This window comes from Mycobacterium sp. NGS49 (assembly GCF_059812565.1).
Window position 1 is genome coordinate 64,706 of the sequence record NZ_JCALCX010000007.1, and the last position, 23,765, is coordinate 88,470.

Below are 23,765 nucleotides of genomic sequence, written 5' to 3' on the forward strand. Positions count from 1 at the left end.
CATGGCCGACAACACCATTCAGTGGGATAAGGACGACGACGGAATCGTCACCCTGACGCTGGACGACCCGTCGGGGTCAGCCAACGTGATGAACGAGGCTTACATCGAGTCGATGGGCAAGACGGTGGATCGTCTTGTCGCCGAGAAGGATTCGATCACCGGCGTGGTGATCACCAGCGCCAAGAAGACCTTCTTCGCCGGCGGTGACGTCAAGAGCATGATCCAGATCGGGCCGGAGAACGCCGGTGAGGCCTTCGACATGGTCGAGAACGTCAAGAAGCAACTGCGTACGCTGGAGACCTTGGGCAAGCCCGTCGTGGCGGCCCTCAACGGCGCAGCACTGGGCGGCGGCCTCGAAATTGCACTGGCGTGCCATCACCGGATTGCGGCCGACGTCAAGGGGTCGCAGTTCGGATTCCCCGAGGCGACGCTGGGTCTGCTCCCGGGCGCCGGCGGTGTCACCCGCACCGTGCGCATGTTCGGCATCCAGAACGCCTTCGTCAACATCCTGTCGCAGGGCACCCGGTTCAAGCCGGCCAAGGCCAAGGAACTCGGACTGATCGACGAGTTGCTGCCGACCGTCGAGGAGTTGGTGCCGGCCGCCAAGGCGTGGATCAAGGCCAACCCCGACAGCCACGAGCAGCCGTGGGACAAGAAGGGCTACAAGATGCCCGGCGGCACACCGTCGTCGCCGGGCTTGGCGTCGATCCTGCCGTCGTTCCCCGCGTTGCTGCGCAAGCAGATCAAGGGTGCGCCGATGCCGGCGCCGAAGGCGATCCTGTCGGCCGCGGTCGAGGGTGCCCAGGTCGACTTCGACACCGCCAGCCGCATCGAGAGCCGGTACTTCACCACGCTGGTCACCGGCCAGGTGTCGAAGAACATGATCCAGGCGTTCTTCTTCGACCTGCAGGCCATCAACGCCGGCAAGTCACGCCCGGACGGCATCGAGCCGGTCAAGATCAACAAGATCGGCGTGCTCGGCGCCGGCATGATGGGCGCCGGGATCGCCTACGTCTCGGCCAAGGCCGGTTACGACGTGGTGCTCAAGGACGTCAGCATCGAAGCCGCGGAAAAGGGCAAGGGCTACTCGCAGAAGCTGGAAGCCAAGGCGCTGGAGCGGGGCCGCACCACGCAGGAGCGCAGTGACGCTCTGCTGGCCCGCATCACCCCGACCGCTGACCCTGCTGACTTCAAGGGTGTCGACTTCGTGATCGAGGCGGTGTTCGAGAGCCAGGAGCTCAAGCACAAGGTCTTCCAGGAGATCGAGGACATCGTCGAGCCCAACGCATTGCTGGGCTCGAACACCTCGACGCTGCCGATCACCGGTCTGGCGACCGGCGTCAAGCGGCAGGAAGACTTCATCGGGATTCACTTCTTCTCGCCGGTCGACAAGATGCCGCTGGTGGAAATCATCAAGGGCGAGAAGACTTCTGACGAGGCGCTGGCCCGGGTGTTCGACTACACGCTGGCCATCGGCAAGACCCCGATCGTGGTCAACGACAGCCGCGGCTTCTTCACCTCACGCGTCATCGGCACCTTCGTCAACGAGGCGTTGGCCATGCTCGGCGAAGGCGTGGAGCCGTCCAGCATCGAGCAGGCCGGTTCGCAGGCCGGTTACCCGGCGCCGCCGCTGCAGCTCTCCGACGAGCTCAATCTGGAGCTGATGCACAAGATCGCCGCAGCTACCCGTAAGGGTGTCGAGGATGCGGGCGGCAAGTACGAGCCCCACCCGGCAGAAGCCGTGGTGGAGAAGATGATTGAGCTCGGCCGCTCGGGCCGTCTGAAGGGTGCCGGGTTCTACGAGTACTCCGACGGCAAGCGTTCCGGCTTGTGGCCGGGGTTGCGGGAGACCTTCAAGTCCGGTTCCTCGGAGCCGCCGCTGCAGGACATGATCGACCGGATGCTGTTCGCCGAGGCGCTGGAAACCCAGAAGTGCCTCGACGAGAACGTGCTGATGACTACGGCTGATGCCAACATCGGATCGATCATGGGCATTGGGTTCCCGCCGTGGACCGGTGGTAGCGCGCAGTACATCCTCGGTTACGAGGGCCCGCTCGGCCGGGGCAAGGAAGCCTTCGTGGCCCGCGCCCGCGAGCTGGCCGAGAAGTACGGCGACCGCTTCCTGCCGCCGGACTCACTCACCTAACACTGCCGAGCAGTCGCAAAATCGCCCTTTTGCCTAGCAAAATGGGCGATTTTGTGTCTGTTCGCGCCACAAGGTCGCCCAGGCAGCCCGTCCCCGTTGTCGCCGCTGCCCGGCCGTGCAGCGCTGCCAGCTCAAGAAATGATGTTGTATCGCTTTTGCCGACAGCAATTCGACCAAGCTCTATCAAGAAAAATACGGAACCGTCACTTCCACTTACGTAACCGTCGCTTTTGCCTACGTAACCGTAACTTTCACACGTGTTGCTCCTATACCTGCAAATTGCCCTCAATAATCGTCAATTGTTCGTCGAGCTAGCGTTGAAATTGCAATTGCGCGTATGGGAAGCTGGCCGTTCATATGCCGTGGAGAGGATGGATTTGATGTCGTTTGTGATCGCCGCTCCGGAACTGCTGGCGTCGGCAGCGCAGAGCATCGCCGGCATCGGTACGTCGCTGAGTGCGGCGAACGCCGCGGCGGCGACGTCGACAACTCGAGTGCTGGTGGCCGGCGCCGATGAGGTGTCGGCAGCTGTTGCGTCGCTGTTCAGCGGTTACGGCGCGCAATATCAGTCGTTGAGCGCCAAGGCTGCGGAGCTACATCGCGGACTTGTGCAAACGATGAATGCTGCCGGTGGGGCGTACGCTGCCGCGGAGGCGGCCGGTGCTGCGCCACTGCAGGCGTTGGAGCAGAACCTGCTGGGCGTGATCAACGCGCCTACCGAGACATTGTTCGGGCGTCCGCTGATTGGCAACGGTGCTAATGGATCGGTAGCGAGTCCCAATGGCGCTGCCGGTGGCATCTTGTACGGCAACGGCGGGAACGGTTTCTCCCAAACGGCTGACGGGCTGGCCGGCGGTGCCGGTGGTGCTGCGGGCTTGATCGGCAACGGCGGCAAAGGTGGTGCCGGCGGGCCCGGAGCCGCCGGGGGAGCCGGTGGTGCCGGCGGATGGCTGCTCGGCAACGGCGGCGCTGGTGGCGTCGGCGGTGCGGCGGTTGTCGGAAGGGGTGGCGTCGTCGGCATCGGCGGCGCTGGTGGCGCGGGCGGCAACGCGGGATTGTTCGGCTGGGGCGGCAACGGTGGGGCCGGCGGCCCCAACACCTTCACCTCTGGAACGGGCGGGGTGGGCGGCCACGGTGGTACCGGTGGTGTTCTTCTTGGGCCGGGCGGTGACGGCGGCGCCGGCGGTAACGCCGTGACTGGAACGGGAGGTACCGGAGGCGCCGGCGGTACGGCACGCGGTCTGCTCGTCGGGCAGGGTGGTCACGGAGGCGCGGGCGGAGTGGGCGGCATCGCCGGCGGCGCCGGGGGCGTGGGCGGCGCCGCACAAGGGCTGTTGTTCGGCCTTGGCGGGAACGGCGGTGATGGCGGCGCCAGCATCGGCTCCGGTGTCGGCCTTGTCGGCACCGGCGGTGTCGGTGGCGTTGGCGGCGACAGCAGCGCCTGGGTTGGCTATGCCCAAGGCGGCGCGGGTGGCTTGGGTGGCGTCGCCCTCGGCACCGGTGGCGCGGGCGGCGGGGGCGGCACGGGCGCCGCTTTCGTGGGCATCGGCGTAGGGGGATTCGGCGGCCTAGGTGGCGCCGCAGCTACCGGGGGCGGGGGTGGGCAGGGTGGTCAGGGCGCTGCGCTCGTCGGCTTGGGCGCCGGCGGTGTCGGGGGCCGCGGCGGGTTCGGAACTACCGGCGGGGTGGGCGGGCAGGGTGGTCAGGGCGCTGCGCTCGTCGGCGCCGGGGCCGGCGGCACGGGCGGTGACGGCGGTGGTTCGGCCGGCGGGACTGGCGGCAATGGCGGCGATGGCGGTGACGGTGGCGGCCTGCTCAGCCTGGGCATCGGCGGGAACGGTGGCGACGCCGGCACTGGCGTCGGGCCTGCCGACGGCGGCAACGGCGGCAATGCCGGGTTGATTGCCGACGGAGCCTTCAATCCGTCGCTGGTGGGAATCGGCGGCAATGGCGGCAACGGTGTCAACGGCGGAAAGGCCGGCACCGGTGGCAGTGGCGGCGTGTTCGGCGGCTTCACCGGGTAGTGGGTACCGCGCTTGCGCAGTGCGCGTCGGCTACGGCGGCCCGGCTACGCCAGGCATACCAGCCAGCAGCCCGCGTTTGCCACCCTGCCCGCCGGGTTGCCCGTTGACGCCCGCACCGCCGTTTCCGCCGTTGCCGATCCACTGGGCGCTACCGCCGTCGCCGCCGAAACCACTTTGGGAAATAAGCGGAAGGCTCGAAGTGGCGCCGGCGTTGCCGCCGCTGCCGCCGTTGCCGAAGAACAATCCGCCATTACCGCCGCGCCCGCCGTTGGCAGCTTCTATCACCGAGCCGAGCGCGCCGGAGGTGCCCCCGTTGCCGCCGGCACCGCCATTACCGAAGAATCTGGCGTTGCCGCCCAACCCGCCGTGTTGGCCATTGCCAGTCCCCAGGATGATTCCGCCGGTGCCACTGTCGCCACCGTTGCCGCCATTGCCGGCGTTGCCGCCATTGCCGATGATGCCGCTCATCCCGCCATTGCCACCTGCGCCGGCGCTGCCGCCGTTGCCGCCGGCACCAGCGCCGCTGCCACCGCTGCCGCCGCTCCCGCCGAACCCGCCCTGCCCACCGTTGCCGTATAGCATGCCGCCGTTGCCGCCGTTGCCGCCGTGACCATCACTGTCCCCACCGGCGCCACCAAGGACCTTGCCGACTACGCCATCGCCGCCGGACCCGCCGTGGCCGCCGGCCCCGCCATTGCCGAATAAGACGGCGCTTCCGCCATTGCCCCCATTACTGACTACGCCGCCCCCTCGGGCGGCCTGCGTGGCGTTCGCGTCCACGATGCCATTCCCGCCGTCTCCGGCATTTCCGCCGAGCCCGCCATCGCCGTACAAGTACCCGCCGTTGGCGCCATCAGCACCGGCCCCGCCCAAACCGGCCCTACCGCCGGTGCCAGCAGGAGCATCGGTACCGGTGCTATCGCCACCGTTCCCGCCGCTGCCACCAGCTCCACCTGTACCGATCAGCAGCCCGGCGCGCCCAGCGGCGCCACCGGCGCCCCCGTTTCCGCCGTCGTTGCCATTTGCTCCTACCGCAGCCGCCCCGGCCTGCCCGCCGGCCCCACCCGATCCGCCGCGGCCGCCATCGCCGAACAGGATCCCGCCAGCACCACCTGCTCCGCCAGTACCGCCGGCAGTGCCGGGTTGACCGACTGCGCCGGCGACGCCGGCACCACCCGCGCCGCCCGCGCCGCCCGCACCCCACAGGCCCGCGGGCCCGCCGGTGCCCCCAGGACCTCCTGGAACCCCGGACCCGCCATTGCCGCCGTTGCCGAACAGCAGCCCGCCTGCTCCACCGTTCTGGCCGGTACCCGGCGCACCATCAACGCCGTTGCCGATCAGCGGACGCCCAAGCAACGTTTGGGTAGGTGCATTGATCACGTTGAGCAGCTGCTGCAGTGGAGATGCATTGGCCGCCTCCGCGCTGGCGTACGCGCTTGCTCCTGCGGTCAACGTCTGAACCAACTGCTGATGGAACGACGCCGCCTGCAGGCCGACCGCCTGATAATTCTGGGCATGCATTTCGAAAATGCCCGCGACCACCGCGGAGATCTCGTCCGCCCCGGCGGCTAACAAACCCGTCGTCTGTTGGGCCGCGGTGGCGTTTGCCGTCGCTATCGAAGAACCGATACGCGTCAAGTCTGTCGCGGCGAAATCAATGAACTCCGGCGCGGTTGTCACGAATCCCATGGGTGTGTCCTCTCGCGATCGATAGGCCCGCCGCCGAGGCTATCGGCTTTCGGTACCGGGTGGACGGTATTCCGCTGGAAATTCAATGGGGTTGCCTGCGGGTTGGGCTGGCAATTCGGCAAACGTTGCCCCTGCGGTGATGGTCGCCTTGTCGACCGCGATCTCGACGGGTGGCGGCGTGTCTGCATCCCCAGCCTCGGCTTCGGCTGTAGCGGCGGCCAACGACGCTTACCGGGCTGCCGCTCGGCCGGTCGCGCTGCCGGCGGTTGCAGTGCTACCAAGCCAGGACGACGCTCACCGACTTGACAAGCCCTGCCAAGAAACGCAATTCGGTGGTCAACAGGCGCCCAGCCAACTGTCAGCGCGACCATCGACGCTGCGATGGACGGTCGGAGGTAACTACGGGCTCAGGGCTGCGCAGCGCTACCGATCGAGCCGCTTCGCGGGTCGGACTGTGCAGCCGATATCGGGGACGTGCGCAAAGACAACTGAAAGTCGAGCGGACTCTGTTACAAGGTCGAAGTTGCCGTTAACCTGTGTCGATGGGATGTATCGGGCCGTCGAATTTCGGTGTGACCTGGCGGCTGAGATCCCGTGATAAACCTCTCCGAACCTGAACCGCACGGTCATCTTCTGGGTAGCGGACGCTGCGACGAGCGAGGAGTGCGGACGCATGTCAGGACCCGTAGGCGTCATCAGCCGCGCAGACGCCGACTTCGTACCGCCCCCGCGTGCGTCTCTCTACGATGTGCCGTCACTCCTCGATGGCTGGTCAGAGCGCGACCCAGGGTCGTATGCGGCCACCCTGGATGCCCGCGCGTACCTCAGCGCGGCCGTGCAGGGTCTGCGGAATCCGCAGCATGAACAAGTCGCCAAATCGCGTGCACTGCACGATGTTTCGATCACCAGGTCGCTGTCGAGGCAACTCGCTGCAGCCCGTCCGGTGGCCGTGATGGGCGGTCACGAGATGGCTCGCAACGATCACGGTTATCGCCTCGTGGCCGAATGCGCGGCAGCGCTCACCCGGGCAGGCTTTACGGTCCTGTCCGGTGGCGGGCCCGGCGCGATGGAAGCCGCTCACCTAGGTGCATCGTTCGCCAACGCCGCGCCATCGGAGCTAGAGGCGGCTTTGACCCGCATCGCCTCAGACACCGCCGCGCTCACCTTCCCCTTGAAGCCGAGCGAACTGATCAAAGGCGGCAGCTTCTGCCCAGAATCGCTGGCAGCTCTGCACCGGTGGCAAACCCCCGCGTTCGCCGTGGCCAGCGGCTTGGACACGCGGCCGGTATCTATCGGAATTCCAACCTGGTTATACGGCTACGAGACGCCGACGCCGCTCGCATATAGGCATGCCAAGTATTTCGATAACTCCATCCGGGAGGATGGCTTGTTGGCTGTTGCGCTTTACGGTGTTCTCTATGCGCCGGGGAAGGCCGGAACACTTCAAGAAATATTTCAGGACGCTGCCCAGAATTACTACAGCACTGCAGGTGATCACCGCCCTATGGTGTTTCTTGACCTTGACAGTAGCTGGTCCGCGAGATTTCCAGTCAAACCCATACTCGATAATCTTTTCGCCGGTACGGACCGGACCTTTCTGCATTTCGTCACGACGGTCAAAGAAGTGATCACCGCGTTCGAGAGCCATGCGCCAAAACTCGAACGACGGCATTCGCGTGCCCGCGAGTTGTGGAATTACGACCGCGAGGCGGATGCCGCGCATTAATGAGCTCCAAGCTGACGTGACCCTGGACGCCGAGCGTCCGAACATCGTGAAGCTGGGGCTAGAGTCCGTCTATGCGTTTCGGTCTCTTCATCCCGCAGGGCTGGCGGATGGACCTCGTCGGCATCGAACCCGAGCGGCACTGGGCGGTGATGCGCGATCTGGCAACCTACGCCGACGGCGGAGTCTGGGATTCGCTGTGGGTCTACGACCACTTCCACACCGTCCCGCTGCCCAGCGACGAGGCCACCCACGAGGCGTGGTCGTTGATGTCGGCGTACGCCGCGGTCACGTCGCGAATCAAGCTGGGCCAGATGTGCACCGCGATGAGCTATCGGAACCCGGTGTACCTCGCCAAGGTTGCGGCCACCGCCGACATCATCTCCGGCGGCCGCATCCAGATGGGCATCGGTGGCGGCTGGTACGAACACGAGTGGCGTGCGTACGGTTATGGATTCCCGTCTGCCGGTGTGCGGCTGGCACGCCTGGACGAGGGCGTGCAGATCATGCGCGACGCCTGGCGCGACGGCAGAGTCAGCTTCGCGGGTAAGCAGTACCAGGTCGACGGCGCCATCGTGGCACCGAAGCCGCTGCAGAGCAATGGAATTCCGCTGTGGATCGCCGGCGGCGGTGAGAAGGTGACATTGCGCATCGCCGCGGCTTATGCGCAGTACACCAACTTCACCCCGGAACTGGGAGCGTTCGCCCACAAGTCCGAGGTGCTCGCCGGGCACTGCCGCAAGCTGGGCACCGATTTCGATGCGATCGTGCGATCGGCGAACTTCACCGCGGTGGTCGGGACATCGGAAGCCGAGGTGAACGACCGCAAGAAGCGGGTGCGTGACCGATTGGACGGCTATCTGCCGGACGCGGTGGCGGATTCGATGGTCGGTGGTATGCCCGATTCGGCAATGGGCACCACCGAGCAGGTGATCGAGCGACTCGCCAAGGTTCGCGATCTCGGCTGCGAGTACGCGATCTGCTACTTCCCCGAAGCTGCCTACGACCGATCCGGAATTGAGCTGTTCGAACGGGAAGTGATCCCGGCGCTGAGTTAATCGCTCGTGCGCGTGAATGTTTGGGTGAAAGCGGTGTTCACCGCGCAGGCTCCGGTTTGTTCCTGATGTCCGTCGCCGGTGAGCACCTGGATCGGATTCTGCGCCGGCTGCGGCAGCGGAAACTGGGCGATAGCACTGAAATGCGTTGTGCCACCGGCTGGACACTGGTAGTCAGATTCGGCGTTCAACGACCAGATGCCGTTGGCGAAAACCAGCGGCGAGTCTCCGGATTGTCCGTGGAAGTAGCTCATACACCGCTCGCCGGTGCGCAGACATGCGGTGGTCACCGCGGAATCGCCCGGCTGCGAGGGTGTTCCGTCAGGGAAGCTCCGCAGCACGCGGTAGCGGCCGTGTAATGCTTCGGCCGGCGATACCACCCGCGGCGCCTCGATTACCGGGTCGGCAACGGTGCTGACGTCCAGATTGCCGGTGGGAGTGAGGGTTACGGGTCGCTTATCCCGACAGGTACTTGCGCTGGTACGGGTGAACTCGCCGGTGAGCGAACCGTCAGGATCCAGTTGCAGCGTGAACACCTGCCAAAACTCCGATGACAGGGAGCCGCACTGATCGGTGACAAGGGCCACCGCCAGCCACCGTCCGTCGATCTCGTCGAACACCATCGTCGCGGCGAACCCACTGCCACTGCCCAGATACGCCGCTGTCGCCACGCATCCGGCACCCCCGCACACCGAGCGGAGCCCGTAGCTGCCGGTGGCCGGCGCCGGCCCGCGGCCGTTGCCGTCGAGATCGGTGGCGGCGCCGAAATCCGCACGGTAGACGCCGTTCAACGGGCCGGGAACCAGCGGCCGTGCGGAGGTAGGGGGCGGCGTACTGACGGTCGCCTGCGTCGAGATGCTCGGCGTGGGGGCCGCGACGGGTTTTTGGGTGAGTCTGGAACCGACGATCAGGCCGCCGCCGATCAATAGGGCGACGCCCGCCACCGCGGCGAGCACGGCAACCGGGCGTTTGCGGCTCGGGACGGCGACGGGCGCGGTGACGGGCGCGGTGACGGCGTCGGCCCTGGTGGTGACCGGGGGACCGAGGTGTCTGCGAAGTTCGGTGGCGAACTCGCTGCAACTGCCGAATCGGTCGGCCGGTTCCTTCGCCATTGCCCGCACAAACACCGGATCCAGATCGCCGAGTTCGGCACGGCGAGCCCCTATCGAGGGTGGCGGCGCGAAAACATGCTGGGTGATGACGACGGTGGGATTGGGGTCAGGATACGGCGGTGCACCGGTCAGCAGGTGAAATGCCGTACAGGCCAATGCATATTGATCGGCCCGACCGTCCACCGGATCACCTTTGAGTTGCTCCGGCGCGGCATAGGCCACCGTGCCGACGGCAACGTTGGTCTCGGTCAGCCCAGCCGAATCGTCGATGCGGCGGGCGATGCCGAAGTCGGCCAGGTAGACCCGCTGGTTCTGCCCGTCGGGATCGGCCAGCAAGATGTTGGCCGGCTTGACGTCTCGGTGCAGCAGGCCGCGGTGATGGGCATAGTCCAGCGCTGAGGCGACCGCAGTGACGATGGTCAGCACCTCGTCGACCGGCATGCCCGATTGGTAACGCTCGTCCAACAGGCGATCGGCATCGGTGCCTGCGACGTAATCCATCGAGATCCAGAATCGGCCGTCGTACTCGCCCCGGTCCTGGATCCCGACAATGTGCGGATGGGACAAACCCGACGCCAGATCGGCCTCACGGGCGAAGCGCGCCCGATACTCCGCATCGCCGGTGAACTCCGCGGGCAGGACCTTCAGGGCGTCCTCGCGCGGCAGCCGCGGATGCGTCGCCAGGTAGACCGTGCCCATGCCGCCCGCCCCCAGCACGCGCAGCACGGTATATCCGGCGAACACCTGGCCGACGTTCAGTGACATGTGCTAATCGCCGGTGCGGGTGAATATTTCGTCGAAGTCGAGGTCGACCGCACAGGACCCGGTCTGCGTCCAGTGCCCACGTCCGACCAGTGACACCAACGGATCTTGCGCAGGCTTGGGCAGCGGAAAGGTCGCGGTGCCCCGCAGTGTCGCCGGGTTGCCGTCCGGACACTTGCCGCTGCTCAGTTCGTCCCACGTCCAACCGCCTCCGGCGAAGATCAGCGGCACGTCGCCGGCCTTGGAATGGAAGTAACTCATGCACCGGTCGCCGGTGCGTAGGCAGTTCGTGATGATTCCGGAATCGCCCATCCGCTCGGGCTTTCCGCCGGTAAAGGTGCGTGTCATTTCGTAGTGACCGCGGAATGCTTCGGCCGGTGACGCCACTCGAGGTGGCAGGGTGGCAGGGTCGGGCAGACCGGGCGGGGCGTTGCCGGTGCGGGTGAAGGTCACGGTCCGCTTCTCCTGGCAGTTGTTGCGGGCCGTGCGAGTCTGGTCGCCGGTCAGGCTTCCGTCGGCACGCGCCTGCAACGTGAAGACCTCCCAGATCTCGCTGGTGGTGTTGCGGCACGGGTGGGTGGACAGCGCCACCGCCACCCAGTTCCCGGCCAGTTGGTCGAACACCATCGTGGAGGCGAATGCGGGATCGCCCTTCAGCCGGGACGCCGTTGCGACGCAACCGGCGCCGCCGCACATCGACCGCACGCCATAGGTGCCCGTAGACGGTTCCGTATCCGGCGCAGGAGTTCCGTCCAGGTTGGACAGGGGGCCGAAGTCGGCGCGGTAGGTGCCGGTGAACGGGCCCTCCGCCGCTGCGGGCGTGGCCGGCGGCGCCGTCGAGGTCGACCCGGGCGGTGGGGTGGCCTGTTTGCGGTCTTCGGTAAGCGTGGCGGCGGCGAAGACACCGCCCACGATCAGCAACGCGACGGCCACCAGGGCGCCGAACAGTACTGCCGGTCGTCGGGTCCACCCCTTCGGGTCCGGCGTCGCCGGCGTGGGCAGCGGGATCGCGGGCTGGGTGTGCTGGGCGTGCAACGCAACGGGAGTGTCGTAGTTATGCGGCACCAGGTGCTTGGCCAGTTCCATGGCAAAGTCGCTGCAGCTGGCGTAGCGGTTGCCCGGGTCTTTGGCCAGGGCGATGGCGAACACCGGGTCCAGACCAGACAATTCCGGGCGGCGCGTGCCGATCGGGGGCGGCGCGGAGCTGATCTGCTGGGTAATCACCACGGTGGGACTGCTGTCGGTGAACGGCGGAGCGCCGGTCAACAAGTGATAAGCCGTGCAGGCCAGCGCATATTGGTCGGTGCGCCCGTCGACCGACTGCCCCTTGAGTTGCTCGGGTGCGGCGTAGGCGACCGTACCTACCGCCACGTCGACGGCCGTCAAGCCGGTTGCGTCATCGATGCGACGCGCGATGCCGAAGTCCGCCAGGTAGATGCGACGCGCTTGTCCGCCGTCGGGTTCGGTGAGCAGGATGTTCGCGGGTTTCACGTCGCGGTGCAGCAGCCCGCGGTGATGGGCGTAGTCCAGGGCCGACGCGACGGCGGAGACGATGGCGACCACCTCGTCGACGGGCAGACCGCTCTGATAACGCTCGTACAGCAGGTGGGAGGCGTCGGTGCCGGGGACGTAGTCCATCGAGATCCACAGCTGGCCGTCGTTCTCGCCGCGGTCGTAGATCCGCACGATGTGCGGATGCGACAAGCCCGCGGCCAGATCGGCCTCGCGGGCAAACCTCGTCCGGTATTCAGGATCGTCGGTGTATTCCGCGGGCAGCACCTTGAGCGCGTCCTCGCGGGGCAGGCGTGGATGCGTTGCCAGATACACCCTGCCCATTCCGCCGGCGCCCAACACCCGCAGGATCGTGTATCCGGCGAATTCCTGGCCAACCTCAAGGGACATGGCCAAATCGTAATTGGTGCATTTCCGCCCCGACACCGAACAACGGAACGTTCCGCCGGGGATGAGAATGTGATTTCCGTTTCTGTGGAACGCTGTTGTAGCGTTCAGTGAGTCGGATTTTTTCTTGCTCGACGGAGGACCTCGATGCAGAAGGCACTGGCGCCCGAAATATCTACCTGGCCCGACGAGAACCCTCAGCTGATCGGCAGCCGCTGCGGCAGCTGCAACGCCACAACGTTCCCCGTTCAGCAGTACTGCCCGCGCTGTAGTCGCGCCGAGATGAGCGAGGTGCTGTTGCCGCGGCGCGGCGCGCTGGTGGCGTGGACCACGCAGGGCTTCCCTCCCGGCGCGCCGTACGCGGGGCCCGTCGGCAAGGACTTCGTGCCGTTCGGTGTGGGCCTGGTCCAGCTTGATGACGTGATCCGGGTCGAGGGCCGGCTCACCGAGAACGACCCGGCCAAGTTGCAGTTCGGCCAGGAGGTCGAGCTCACCATGGTGCCGCTGACTCGGGACGACGAGGGCGCTGAAGTCATGACGTTCGCGTTCCGGCCGGTCGCAACAGCAGGAGCATGAGATGACCAACGATGTCGCCATCATCGGCGTGGGCCTGCACCCGTTCGGCAGGTTCGAGAAGTCCGCGATGGAGATGGGTGCCGAGGCGATTCAGTCTGCATTGGCCGACGCCGGCTTGGAGTGGAAGGACATCCAGTTCGGCTTCGGCGGCAGTCACGAGGTATCCAACCCGGACGCGGTGACCCGCCTGGTCGGGCTGACCGGCATCACGTTCACCAACGTGTTCAATGCCTGTGCCACGGCGGCCAGCGCCATCCAACAAACCGCCGACACCATCCGGTTGGGCAAGTACGACCTTGGTATCGCCATCGGTTTGGACAAGCATCCGCGCGGCGCGTTCACCGACGACCCCGCCAAACTGGCGCTGCCGCAGTGGTATGCGCAGAACGGGCAGTTCGTCACCACGAAGTTCTTTGGCATGAAAGCCAACAAGTACATCCACGACCACAACATCTCGCAGGCGACACTGGCCAAGGTGGCCGCCAAGAACTTCCGCAACGGTGCGATGAATCCGAACGCGTTCCGCCGCAAGGTGATTCCTGAGGAAGAGATCCTCAACTCGACGGTGCTGAACTACCCGCTGACGCAGTACATGTTTTGCGCACCCGATGAAGGCGCGGCGGCGGTGATCATGTGCCGGGCCGATATGGCGCGCAGGTACACCGAAAAACCGGTGTATGTGCGGGCCTGCGAGATTCGCACCCGCCGCTACGGCGCCTACGAGGTGCACGCCACGTTCGCTCCGCTGGACGGCGACTCCTCACCTACGGTGTATGCGGCCCGGGCCGCCTACGAGGCGGCGGGCATCGGGCCGGAGGATGTCGACGCCGCCCAGTTGCAGGACACCGACGCCGGTGCGGAGGTGATCCACATGGCCGAGACGGGTCTGTGCGCCGACGGCGAACAAGAGAAGCTGGTGGCCGACGGTGCCACCGAGATCCGCGGCTCGATTCCGGTCAACACCGACGGCGGACTGATCGCCAACGGTGAGCCGATCGGGGCGTCAGGGCTGCGGCAGATGCACGAATTGGTGCGACAACTGCGTGGCGAGGCCGGCGAACGGCAGGTGCCGGGCAACCCCCGGGTGGGCCTGGCGCAGGTCTACGGCGCACCGGGGACCGCATCGGCCACGATCCTGTCCCTCTAGCGGGCTGGGTCCAGCCAGCTCGGCGAGCAGACGTGAAATCGCACGAAAATGCCGTTTCGCGTGCGATTTTGCGTCTGCTGGCGGGAAGTGGGCGCGCCTGCGCGGGAAGTGGGCGCGCCTGCGCGGGAAGTGGGCGCGCCTGCGCGGGAAGTGGGCGAGCCTGCTAGATCGCCGGGCCCAGCAGGTCGTCGGCGTCGCGGATGATGTAGCCGTAGCCCTGCTCGGCCAGAAACCGCTGCCGGTGTGCGGCGTATTCGGCGTCCAGGCTGTCGCGGGCCACCACCGAATAGAAGATAGCGCCGCCCCCGTCGGCCTTCGGCCGCAGCAGCCGGCCCAATCGCTGAGCCTCCTCCTGGCGCGATCCGAACGTCCCCGAAACCTGCACTGCGACCGAAGCTTCCGGAAGATCGATGGAGAAATTGGCCACCTTTGACACCACCAGGGTCGAGATCTCGCCGCGCCGGAACTGGTCGAACAGGTCTTCGCGTTCGCGGGTCTTCGTCGACCCCTGGATCACCGGCGCCCCCAGCTCGGCACCGAGCTCGTCGAGCTGATCGAGATAGGCACCGATCACCAGGGTCTGCTCACCCGGGTGGTTCTTCAGAATCGATTTCACCACAGCGATTTTGGTGTGCACCGTCGAACACAGCTTGTAGCGTTCCTCGGGCTCGGCGGTGGCGTAGATCATCCGCTCGTTATCGGTCATGGTCACCCGGACCTCCACGCACTCGGCCGGCGCGATCCAGCCCTGAGCCTCGATGTCCTTCCACGGCGCGTCATATCGCTTCGGGCCGATCAGCGAGAACACGTCACCTTCGCGGCCGTCCTCGCGGATCAATGTGGCCGTGAGACCCAGGCGCCGCTTGGATTGCAGGTCGGCGGTCATCCGGAACACCGGTGCCGGCAGCAGGTGCACCTCGTCGTAGATGATCAGGCCCCAGTCACGGCTGTCGAACAGTTCCAGGTGCCGGTACTCGCCCTTGGTGCGGCGGGTGACCATCTGGTAGGTGGAAATGGTGATAGGGCGAATCTCCTTGCGCTCGCCCGAGTATTCGCCGATCTCGTCCTCGGTCAGCGAGGTGCGTGCCACCAGCTCGCGCTTCCATTGCCGGGCCGCGACGATGTTGGTGACCAGAATCAGCGTCGTCGCCTGCGCTTTGGCCATCGCGGCCGCACCGACCAGCGTCTTGCCGGCCCCACAGGGCAGCACCACCACCCCCGAGCCGCCGGCCCAGAACGAGTCGGCGGCCAGCTGCTGGTAGTCACGCAGTTCCCACCCGTCGGGCTCCAGACTGATCGGGTGCGCCTCGCCGTCCACATAGCCGGCGAGATCTTCGGCCGGCCAGCCGATTTTGAGCAGCATCTGCTTGACCCGGCCGCGCTCGCTGGGGTGTACGGCAACCGTGTCGTCATCGATGCGGGTACCGAGCATCGGTGCGATCTTCTTGTTGCGCAGCACCTCTTCCAGGACGGCGCGATCGAAGCTCAGCAGCGTCAAGCCGTGTGCCGGGTGCTTGACCAGTTGCAGCCGCCCGTAGCGGGCCATCGTGTCGACGATGTCGACCAGCAGCGGTTGCGGCACCGCATAGCGGGAGAAGCTGACCAGCGCGTCGACCACCTGCTCGGCGTCGTGGCCGGCGGCGCGGGCGTTCCACAGCGCCAGCGGCGTGATGCGGTAGGTGTGGATGTGCTCGGGTGCGCGCTCCAACTCGGCGAAGGGCGCGATGGCGGCGCGCGCCGCCCCGGCCAGCTCGTGCTCCACCTCAAGCAGCACTGTCTTATCAGACTGCACAATCAACGGTCCGTCAGTCATTTCTGGCGCCGCTCCTTCTCATCGCTGCGCTCTGCATCGTCGCCGGCGCGCATCAGTCGATTATCCGTCGTTGGCCGACATCACCGACGTGATGCGGTGGATGGCGAAGTCACGCATCCGCCCGGACCCCGAATCGAACGCCACCAGCTGACCGCCCCTGACCACCACCGGGGACACCACCCGCTGGGTGGCCACCCCCGCGGCGTCGAGGTAGCCGATGAGCACCGTGTCCTGGTCCTTGACGGCGCGCTGCAGCAGGGACATCGACACCGCGGGGTCGACCCGGATGTTGCCGAACGGGGCCGCGGTCACCTTTCGCAGCACTCCCACGACCGCATTCAAGGTCTCGGCGCTGGGACGGGGGACCGGCCGGTAACTGCGCCGGTGGGGCGGTGCGGGCACCCGGGCGCCTCGTGCCCGCACGTCGACGATCGCGCCGGTGGAGTCTTCGGCGGCAGGGGCGAACCCCGCTGCCCGCAGCGCGGTGAGCACTTCTGCGATGGTCGCCGGTGACACCGCCACAGTCGGGGCCAGCGCGCGTAGCTGTAACCCTTCGGCGGCCGGTGCTGCCACCGCCTGCGCCAGCAGGGCAGGGTCCTCGCAGCGTACGAAGGACGTCGCCATCCCGATACGGAGCTGACCGTGCCGGCGGGCGACATCGTCGATGAGATAAGTAAGCCCTTGCGGCACCGTGGTTTTGGAGTGGTCGGCGAAGAAGGCGTGCATCCAGTCGCGGGTCTTACCGATATCGAGTGCGTGCCGGATCGATGCTTCACCGACCCGGTAAACCATTGCCGCACCGGCGGATTCGACGGTGGCAACGGTGGCCAGGTCGTCGGCCAGGTCGCGTTCCAGCGGTCCGGGCACCACCACGGTCAGGTCGGCCTGGACCAGAAAATGGTCGATCGGTTTGGGCAGTGCGCGCGCCATTGCGTCGACGACGGAACCGGGCTCGGTGCCGGGCTCGTCAGACTGCTCCTCGAGCAGGGCCCGGCCCGGTGTGCTGATCGCCCCGCGCCCGATCAGGCCCAGCGCATGCCCCTCGGCGAGTAGATCGGCGACCGGCTCCGGTTGCAGCCGTCGGGACCAGCGCGGGCGCCGCCAGATCAGGGCTGCCGAAGCACTATACGCATCGACTCCGGCCCCGTCGGGGAGACCGGCGAGCAAAGCCAGCAGCAGTCGCCGGTCCAGCGGAGCCGCGGTAGAGAACAGTGAATTAGACAGTGCGCCATAGGGTTTGCCGTCGGGCCCGCGGCTGCCGATCAATGTCGGCCGGCAGGTCAAGTCGAGCCAGGTGGTGGCCAGCAGGTACCAACGGTCGGCGGCGGACATGGTGCTGAACCGGTCGGCCGTTGCCGTCGGCGCCCAATAGGGTCCATCACCGTGCTGCGGCTGGGGATCGGGCATGCCGCTGGCGATCAACCCGGCCGCAGCGGTGATCTCCAGGATCAGGCCCAGCCGGGGCTCGTCGATGCCGGTGACTTTGGCCAGACGCTTGAGTTCCCGAACCCCGAGACCACCGCTACGCAACTCGGAAACGGGTGCTGCACTGAGGTTTTCGAGCAATACGTCGACCTGGCGGAGCAGGTCGACGACGGCCCCGGCGGCCGAGGCGTCGGCTGCCGCGGCTTTGACGGTCGATACCACCGGATCAGGCTCGGTGAGGTGCATCGGGCCGGGCGTCTCGCCGCGCAAGACCTGCGCAACATGACGGGGCAGGATCACCGTCTCGTCGTCGACCCGTCGCAGCAGGCCGGCCGCCAGCAACTGCGGCACCGGACGGTCCATCGGAGCCCCGGGCGCCGCGTCGCGGGTCCGTCCCATCGGGGACCCTTCGAGCAACTTGTTCAGCACGTCGCGTTGCGCTTCGTCGGCCTCGGCGATCAATGCGGCGATCCGCTCCCCGGTGTGCGTGCGATCTTCGAGCGTGACCTGGCCGGGATGCCAAGGCAGCGCGGATCCGGCGTCGGCGGCCACCCGCAGCGCGCTGCCGCCCCACACCAAAGCGCGGTTCCTGAGATCCTCCAGCGCCGCCATCACGTCGGCGTCCGGCGCGGTATCGGCGATCAGCGGCACCAACTTGCCGACCGGAACCGGCCCCGCGTCGGCCTGTAGCACGAGCAGCGCATCCAGCACCGCCAGCCGCAGAAAGTCGAGGTCATCGGTGGCAGCCTTGACCGACTGACGCGCCTGCGCACGCGCGGCCAGCGCTGCCACGCTGCCAGGGGGTGGCTGGGCAAGGTCCGGCCGCAGCTCCAACAGCAGGATCAGCCGCTCGTCGGGCAGGTCGGCCAGCCAGGACCCCAGCGGGATATCCGGGGTGTGTTCGGTCATTGCTGATCAAGCCTAGGCGTGAGGATCAACCTTCCGGCGCGGACGGTGACCAGACCTGTCAGAATAGACGCGTGGCTGACACCAAGGCGCGCAAAGAAAAGTACGTGGACCCCGGCTGGCCGACCACCGACCCCGATGACCACGCGGTGAGCGAACTCGTGACCGACCGCACGGGTGCGCTCTCGCCGTTCGGCGAAGTGGTGTTTCCGATTCCTGCCGAAGAGTTGCCCTATGTCCATCCCGTGACGGACGCCACCTGGTAGGCCGCCGGGATGTCGGGGGCCGGGGCCTTTGAAGAACGCTCTGAGGCCCCCGCGTCGGCGCTGTCGCACCTGGACGAGCGGGGTGCGGCGCACATGGTCGACGTGACGGAAAAAGGGGTCACCCGGCGCGTCGCAGTCGCCGCCGGCGCACTGCGCACCTCTGCTGAGGTCGTTGCGCTGATATCGGCCGGCGGACTGCCCAAGGGTGATGCGCTGGCCACCGCGAGGGTAGCGGGCATCCTGGCCGCCAAACGGACCAGTGACCTGATCCCGCTGTGCCATCAGCTTGCACTCACCGGGGTGGACGTCGACTTCACCATGGGCGAAGCGGAGATCGTGATCACTGCTATGGTGCGCAGCACCGACCGAACGGGGGTGGAGATGGAAGCGTTGACCGCTGTCAGTGTGGCGGCCCTGACCCTGTACGACATGATCAAGGCGGTGGACCCGGCCGCGTGCATCGACGACATCCGTGTGCTCAGTAAAGAAGGCGGGCGCAGCGGAAGTTGGGTGCGGCAATGAGCCGCACGGCGCGGGTCATCATCGCCTCCACCCGCGCCTCGGCCGGTGTCTATGCCGATGAATGCGGGCCCATCATCGCGGAATGGCTGGAACAACGCGGGTTTCTCCCCGTACAGCCACGAGTGGTCGCCGATGGCGAAGCGGTGGGTGACGCGTTGCACGACGGGCTGGAGGCCGCAGTCGATGTGATCATCACCTCTGGCGGTACGGGCATCGCGCCCACCGACACCACCCCGGAGCAGACGGTGGCGGTGTTGGACTACATGATTCCCGGACTGGCCGACGCGATTCGGCGGTCCGGGTTGCCGAAGGTGCCCACTTCCGTGCTGTCGCGCGGCGTATGTGGTGTGGCAGGCAAAACGCTGATCATCAACCTGCCCGGCTCACCAGGCGGGGTGCGTGACGGCCTCGCAGTGCTGGCCGATGTGCTCAGCCACGCGCTGGACCAGCTCGCCGGCGGAGACCACCAGCGATGACGCAGGTCCTGCGGGCCGCAGTGACCGACCAGCCTATTTCGCTCGCCGAACATGAAGCTTTGGTGGCCCACCAGTCAGCGGGGGCTGTGGTCGGCTTTGTCGGCGTGATCCGCGACCACGACGAAGGCCGTCGGGTGGTTCGGCTGGAGTATTCCGCGCACCCTTCAGCCCCGGACGTGTTCGCCGAGGTGGTGTCCGAGGTCGCCGATCAGTCCAGCGGGGTACGTGCGGTCGCGGCCAGCCATCGCATCGGTGTCCTGCGGATCGGGGAGGCCGCTTTGGTGACTGCGGTGGCGGCGGACCATCGCCAGGCCGCGTTCGCCACGTGTGCGCGCCTTGTGGACGCCATCAAGCAGCGGTTACCGGTATGGAAGCACCAGTTCTTCGACGACGGCACTGAGGAATGGGTGGGTTCGGCCTGACCCGCGGGTTGAGCCCGCCGGGTCAGGCCCGAGCCACGTACGTCAGCTGACGGGACCGGCGACGAGCGCGTCCAGCGCGTCGTTGCCGGCGATGTCCTGGCCGACGATCGCCTGCCACAGCTGCCGGTGGTAGCCGACGGCTGCGACCTGGTGAATCTCCACCGGCGCGTTTTCGACGTCGCCGGGCGCCTGCTCGGGTACATCCGCGGGGGGAGGAGCCGGCTGGAAGCCGGTCTCGACAACCGCGGGGGCAGGCGGAGGCAGAACGTCATCGCCGGGAGCCGGCGGCAGGTCGGCCGGGGCGGGAGCCAGGTCGGCGGGGGCCGGCGGCAGGTCGGCGGGGGCCGGCGGCAGGTCGGCCGGGGCGGGAGCCAGGTCGGCGGGGGCCGGCGGCAGGTCGGCCGGGGCCGGCGGCAGGTCGGCGGGAGCCGGAGCCAGGTCGGCCGGAGCCGGAGCAAGCGCGAGGTCGTTGCCGGCGAGTTGCACCTGAGGCGCGGGAGCCTCTGCCGGCGGTGGCGCGTCCGGAATCTGCTCACCGTTGAGTGCGGGAGCATCCACCGGCTGGTTCAGCGCCGCCGGTTGGGGGGTGCGTGGGCTCGGCCCCGACAGCGGGGTCCCGCATACCGGCCAGGCGCCGCGGCCCTGTGTGGCCAGTACGCGCTCGGCGACGACCAACTGCTGATCCTTGGTGGCCAGCTGGGCCGACGGGGCGAACTCGGTGCCGCCGTGTGAGGCCCAGGTGCCGGCTGCGAACTGCACGCCGCCGTAGAACCCGTTACCGGTATTGATCGCCCAGTTGCCGCCGGACTCGCAGCGGGCAACCGCGTCCCATTCGGCGTCGGTGGCTGCCGCGGCCTGAGCGGCCATGGCGAGGCTGCCACCGCCGATGACCGCGCCGGTGAAGGCGATCTTGGCGACGCTGACGCCTGAGGTGGTGGGTTTGCGGTGACGTCCAGTCATACGCTCGGTATTTCCTCTCGGTTACACGCCTGCGAGGTGAGCTGTCGGGTTCGGATGGGAGAGGTCCCCCGGCCGCGTCGTTCACCGTTGATACGACGCCGGCTTCACCCCAAGGAGCCGCCAATGGCTCCGGTCCGATCTCGGTGGACCTGTTGGGTCCCCCGCCTCCATCCGCGGGTCGGAATCCCTCGCCTACATGGATGGAGCTAGGCGCGCTGTAGGTGAAGGAGGGCTCATCTCTCGGGTTTGGTTGACGAGCCTCCCGAGACGGTAGCGGTTTCCGGCGATCCCGTCACGTGTGCGACCGCTGGGCGTTTTAGTCACACCAACCGTGCAAAACGCCAGGACGGCACCGTGTTACCGCAGCTCATAGCACTCGACATCGGAGCGTGGCCGCGTTGTTATCGTTCCGTTACGTGAGATAACTCACAGTTTTAACCGCCGGCAAACGGGGGGAGTACGTCAATCGTGTTGCCGGTGGATAACACCGAGGCCTCATCTCGAACGGCAATTCCATCGCGAAGATAAGAGCATCGGCTCAAAATTGTTGCCAGTCGAGTACCCCGATTGGCCAGTTCCGTAACCAGTCCGGCGACTGTCGTACCGGTTGGCAACGTGAGCGTTTCCGACTCGATACCGGCGGCGGCCCTGGCGGCCGCAAAATAGCGAACCGTCACCCGGATCGGGACGGCCTGCGGAGCCGTCTGAGCTCTCGTCTCAGCCACCGATCGCGCTCATCGGACGGGCGGGCTGGACGAATCCTGGTTCGTTGATCCCGTGGCCGGCGGGCTTGGCCCACATGGCGGCGCGCCACGCCGCCGCGATGACGTCATCGTCGGCGCCGCCGCGCAGGAGGCCGCGGAGGTCGGTCTCCTCGCTGGAGAACAGGCAGCTGCGGATCTGGCCGTCGGCAGTCAGCCGGGTGCGATCGCATGTCGAACAGAACGCATGCGACACCGACGCGATGATTCCGACCTTGCCGCCCGGTGTTTCCGGCCCCGCGTCGACCAGCCACAACTGAGCGGGGGCCGAACCACGCGGTGCGGGGTCCGGTTCGAGACGGAAGTGCGGGCGCAGGGCCGCAAGGACGTCGTCGGCGCTCAGCGCGGCGCCGGGACGCCACCGGTGTCCGGCGTCGAGTGGCATCTGCTCGATGATGCGCAGCTGGTAGCCGTGCTGCAGGCAGTAGCGCAGCAATTCGACGACGTCTTCGCGTCCGGTGCCGGGGTCCAGCACCGCGTTGACCTTGACCGGCTGCAGGCCGGCGGCCTTGGCGCCCGCCAGGCCGGCCAACACGTCGCCGAGCCGGTCCCGACGCGTGATTGCCGCGAAATGGGCGGCGTTGACGCTGTCCAGCGAAACGTTGACCCGGTCCAGGCCGGCTGCCGCCAGCGCCGCCGCCCGTCGTGCCAGCCCCACCCCGTTGGTGGTCAACGAGATCTCCGGGCGCGGCGTCAGAGCGGCCGCCGCGGCGACCACCTCTTCGAGATGGCGAGCCAGCAACGGTTCGCCACCGGTGAACCGAACACTGGTCACCCCCAACCGGGTGACCGCGATGCGCAGCAGCCGGGCCAACTCGTCGGGCTGAAGCAGTTGCCGCCCCGGCAGCCAGTTCAGGCCCTCTTCGGGCATGCAGTAGTTGCAGCGCAGATTGCAGCGGTCGGTGAGCGAGACCCGCAGATCCGTGGCGACGCGGCCGAAGCTGTCCACCAACGGTCCGGCCAAGCCTTCGACCGGGGCACCCGGCCTGGGCACGACCGGAACACCGAGCGTGGTCAGCGTCATGCGGTCCTCCGCGCCGGCCAGTCGGCGGGCACGATCTCCTTGCCCAGCGGAACCAGTGATACCGGGATCATCTTCAGATTCGCGACCGCCAGGGGGATTCCGATGATTGTGACGGCCATCGCGATCGCACTGGTGAGATGGCCGATCGCCAGCCACAGACCGAACAGCAGCACCCAGATGACATTGCCGATCAGGGCGCCGGTCCCGGCGCCCGGCTTCTCGACGATGGTGCGGCCGAAGGGCCACAGCGCATATGACGCGATACGCAGGGCCGCGAAACCGAACGGGATGGTGACGATCAGCAGGAAGCACACGAGCGCTGCCAGTAGGTAGCCCAAGGCCAGCCAGAGGCCACCGAAAACAAGCCAGATAACGTTCAGGATCAGGCGCATCTTTCCTCCAGCGGTACCGCCAGCCTACCGAGTGCCGGGTAAACCGGGGTGCTCGGTGGGCAGGCGTCCGAGTAGGATCTGTGATCGTCATCGCGTCCTGCGCAGGTGGGACGCGTCTTCTATGTCGCATACCAGTGATCCATCAGACAAGCAGGTGAGAGCAGTGCCGACCGGCAAAGTGAAGTGGTACGACTCCGAGAAGGGGTTCGGCTTCCTGTCGCAAGAGGATGGCGAGGACGTCTACGTCCGCTCCTCGGCGTTGCCCGCGGGTGTCGAGGGGCTCAAGGCGGGACAGAAGGTCGAGTTCGGCATCGCTTCCGGACGGCGCGGGCCGCAGGCCTTGAGCCTGAAGCTGATCGACCCGCCGCCAAGCCTGGCCCGGTCGGCTGCCCGCCCGCGCCGCGACGCTCCGGCCGAGCACAAGCACAGTCCCGACGAACTCCACGGCATGGTCGAGGACATGATCACGTTGCTGGAAAGCACCGTGCAACCAGAGCTTCGCAAGGGTCGCTACCCGGATCGCAAGACCGCCCGCCAGATCTCCGAGGTGGTCAAGGCCGTGGCCCGGGAGTTCGAGGCTTAGGCGGCCGCCGCCGCCCGTGTTCCCGGCGTATCCCGCCGGGAAGCGGGTACTCACTCCTGGTTGTAAGGGCGCAACGAGGAGG

Annotated in this window: 20 protein-coding genes and 1 riboswitch; of the genes, 11 read left to right on the forward strand and 9 right to left on the reverse strand. The window is 67.1% G+C overall.

The window, feature by feature from the left end:
* Position 1: 1 nt before the first annotated feature.
* Together AC5Y7D_RS09060 and AC5Y7D_RS09065 are read left to right on the forward strand one after the other, a co-directional pair.
* On the forward strand, positions 2-2,146 hold the full coding sequence (locus AC5Y7D_RS09060) for a 3-hydroxyacyl-CoA dehydrogenase NAD-binding domain-containing protein (protein WP_499923334.1): 2,145 nt from the start codon (positions 2-4) through the stop codon (positions 2,144-2,146).
* A gap of 380 nt (positions 2,147-2,526) precedes the next feature.
* Positions 2,527-4,170 carry a PE family protein gene (locus AC5Y7D_RS09065; protein WP_499923335.1) on the forward strand — a complete coding sequence of 548 codons (1,644 nt, stop codon included), beginning with the start codon at positions 2,527-2,529 and terminating at the stop codon, positions 4,168-4,170.
* Positions 4,171-4,200: 30 nt separating this feature from the next.
* Here the strand turns inward: AC5Y7D_RS09065 and AC5Y7D_RS09070 are convergent, their stop codons facing one another.
* Entirely contained in the window at positions 4,201-5,859 is a 1,659-nt protein-coding gene (locus tag AC5Y7D_RS09070) for a PE family protein (RefSeq protein ID WP_499923337.1), read from the reverse strand.
* 673 nt (positions 5,860-6,532) lie between these two features.
* Between AC5Y7D_RS09070 and AC5Y7D_RS09075 the strand changes: the two genes are divergently transcribed.
* Together AC5Y7D_RS09075 and AC5Y7D_RS09080 are read left to right on the forward strand one after the other, a co-directional pair.
* A complete protein-coding gene (locus AC5Y7D_RS09075; RefSeq protein WP_499923338.1) occupies positions 6,533-7,585 on the forward strand; it encodes an LOG family protein in 1,053 nt (350 codons plus the stop codon).
* Positions 7,586-7,656: 71 nt separating this feature from the next.
* Complete coding sequence (locus tag AC5Y7D_RS09080; protein WP_499923339.1) at positions 7,657-8,640, forward strand: LLM class F420-dependent oxidoreductase; 984 nt, start codon at positions 7,657-7,659, stop codon at positions 8,638-8,640.
* Here AC5Y7D_RS09080 and AC5Y7D_RS09085 read toward each other — a convergent pair.
* Both AC5Y7D_RS09085 and AC5Y7D_RS09090 read right to left on the reverse strand, forming a co-directional pair.
* Complete coding sequence (locus AC5Y7D_RS09085; RefSeq protein ID WP_499923341.1) at positions 8,637-10,514, reverse strand: serine/threonine-protein kinase; 1,878 nt, start codon at positions 10,512-10,514, stop codon at positions 8,637-8,639. The genes AC5Y7D_RS09080 and AC5Y7D_RS09085 overlap by 4 nt on opposite strands.
* A 3-nt stretch (positions 10,515-10,517) precedes the next feature.
* The gene (locus AC5Y7D_RS09090) at positions 10,518-12,413 is read right to left on the reverse strand and encodes a serine/threonine-protein kinase (protein ID WP_499923343.1); all 1,896 of its coding nucleotides are present in this window, start codon (positions 12,411-12,413) and stop codon (positions 10,518-10,520) included.
* A gap of 144 nt (positions 12,414-12,557) precedes the next feature.
* Here AC5Y7D_RS09090 and AC5Y7D_RS09095 point away from each other — a divergent pair, with 144 nt between their 5' ends.
* Both AC5Y7D_RS09095 and AC5Y7D_RS09100 read left to right on the forward strand, forming a co-directional pair.
* Positions 12,558-12,986: a Zn-ribbon domain-containing OB-fold protein gene (locus tag AC5Y7D_RS09095; RefSeq protein ID WP_499923345.1), complete on the forward strand. Its 429-nt coding sequence runs from the start codon at positions 12,558-12,560 to the stop codon at positions 12,984-12,986.
* A gap of 1 nt (position 12,987) precedes the next feature.
* Positions 12,988-14,133: a thiolase family protein gene (locus tag AC5Y7D_RS09100; RefSeq protein ID WP_499923346.1), complete on the forward strand. Its 1,146-nt coding sequence runs from the start codon at positions 12,988-12,990 to the stop codon at positions 14,131-14,133.
* Between the two features lie 163 nt (positions 14,134-14,296).
* Here the strand turns inward: AC5Y7D_RS09100 and AC5Y7D_RS09105 are convergent, their stop codons facing one another.
* Both AC5Y7D_RS09105 and AC5Y7D_RS09110 read right to left on the reverse strand, forming a co-directional pair.
* The gene (locus AC5Y7D_RS09105; RefSeq protein WP_499923347.1) at positions 14,297-15,946 is read right to left on the reverse strand and encodes a DNA repair helicase XPB; all 1,650 of its coding nucleotides are present in this window, start codon (positions 15,944-15,946) and stop codon (positions 14,297-14,299) included.
* 60 nt (positions 15,947-16,006) lie between these two features.
* Positions 16,007-18,280: a helicase-associated domain-containing protein gene (locus AC5Y7D_RS09110; RefSeq protein WP_499923348.1), complete on the reverse strand. Its 2,274-nt coding sequence runs from the start codon at positions 18,278-18,280 to the stop codon at positions 16,007-16,009.
* Between the two features lie 71 nt (positions 18,281-18,351).
* Here AC5Y7D_RS09110 and AC5Y7D_RS09115 point away from each other — a divergent pair, with 71 nt between their 5' ends.
* Genes AC5Y7D_RS09115 through AC5Y7D_RS09130 form a run of 4 tightly spaced genes read left to right on the forward strand, consistent with a single transcriptional unit; the run spans position 18,352 to position 19,963 of the window.
* Positions 18,352-18,543, forward strand: coding sequence for a hypothetical protein (locus AC5Y7D_RS09115; protein WP_499923349.1), 192 nt, complete (start codon positions 18,352-18,354; stop codon positions 18,541-18,543).
* A gap of 9 nt (positions 18,544-18,552) precedes the next feature.
* Positions 18,553-19,065, forward strand: a complete 513-nt coding sequence (moaC, locus tag AC5Y7D_RS09120) for a cyclic pyranopterin monophosphate synthase MoaC (RefSeq protein ID WP_499923350.1) — start codon at positions 18,553-18,555, stop codon at positions 19,063-19,065.
* Complete coding sequence (locus AC5Y7D_RS09125; protein WP_499923352.1) at positions 19,062-19,541, forward strand: MogA/MoaB family molybdenum cofactor biosynthesis protein; 480 nt, start codon at positions 19,062-19,064, stop codon at positions 19,539-19,541. Before moaC ends, AC5Y7D_RS09125 begins: the two co-directional genes overlap by 4 nt.
* The gene (locus AC5Y7D_RS09130) at positions 19,538-19,963 is read left to right on the forward strand and encodes a molybdenum cofactor biosynthesis protein MoaE (protein WP_499923353.1); all 426 of its coding nucleotides are present in this window, start codon (positions 19,538-19,540) and stop codon (positions 19,961-19,963) included. Before AC5Y7D_RS09125 ends, AC5Y7D_RS09130 begins: the two co-directional genes overlap by 4 nt.
* A gap of 42 nt (positions 19,964-20,005) precedes the next feature.
* Here AC5Y7D_RS09130 and AC5Y7D_RS09135 read toward each other — a convergent pair whose 3' ends face one another.
* The 4 genes from AC5Y7D_RS09135 to AC5Y7D_RS09150 form a co-directional block, all read right to left on the reverse strand.
* Complete coding sequence (locus AC5Y7D_RS09135) at positions 20,006-20,923, reverse strand: transglycosylase family protein (protein WP_499923355.1); 918 nt, start codon at positions 20,921-20,923, stop codon at positions 20,006-20,008.
* A 9-nt stretch (positions 20,924-20,932) separates the two neighbouring features.
* Positions 20,933-21,109: riboswitch (cyclic di-AMP (ydaO/yuaA leader) on the reverse strand.
* Between the two features lie 248 nt (positions 21,110-21,357).
* Complete coding sequence (locus tag AC5Y7D_RS09140; RefSeq protein WP_499923356.1) at positions 21,358-21,648, reverse strand: MoaD/ThiS family protein; 291 nt, start codon at positions 21,646-21,648, stop codon at positions 21,358-21,360.
* Positions 21,641-22,708: a GTP 3',8-cyclase MoaA gene (gene moaA / locus AC5Y7D_RS09145; RefSeq protein ID WP_499923358.1), complete on the reverse strand. Its 1,068-nt coding sequence runs from the start codon at positions 22,706-22,708 to the stop codon at positions 21,641-21,643. Before moaA ends, AC5Y7D_RS09140 begins: the two co-directional genes overlap by 8 nt.
* On the reverse strand, positions 22,705-23,100 hold the full coding sequence (locus AC5Y7D_RS09150; protein ID WP_499923360.1) for a YccF domain-containing protein: 396 nt from the start codon (positions 23,098-23,100) through the stop codon (positions 22,705-22,707). Before AC5Y7D_RS09150 ends, moaA begins: the two co-directional genes overlap by 4 nt.
* 163 nt (positions 23,101-23,263) lie before the next feature.
* On the opposite strand from AC5Y7D_RS09150, the gene AC5Y7D_RS09155 reads away from it, so the two are divergent.
* Entirely contained in the window at positions 23,264-23,683 is a 420-nt protein-coding gene (locus tag AC5Y7D_RS09155) for a cold-shock protein (protein WP_205874648.1), read from the forward strand.
* Positions 23,684-23,765: the final 82 nt, after the last annotated feature.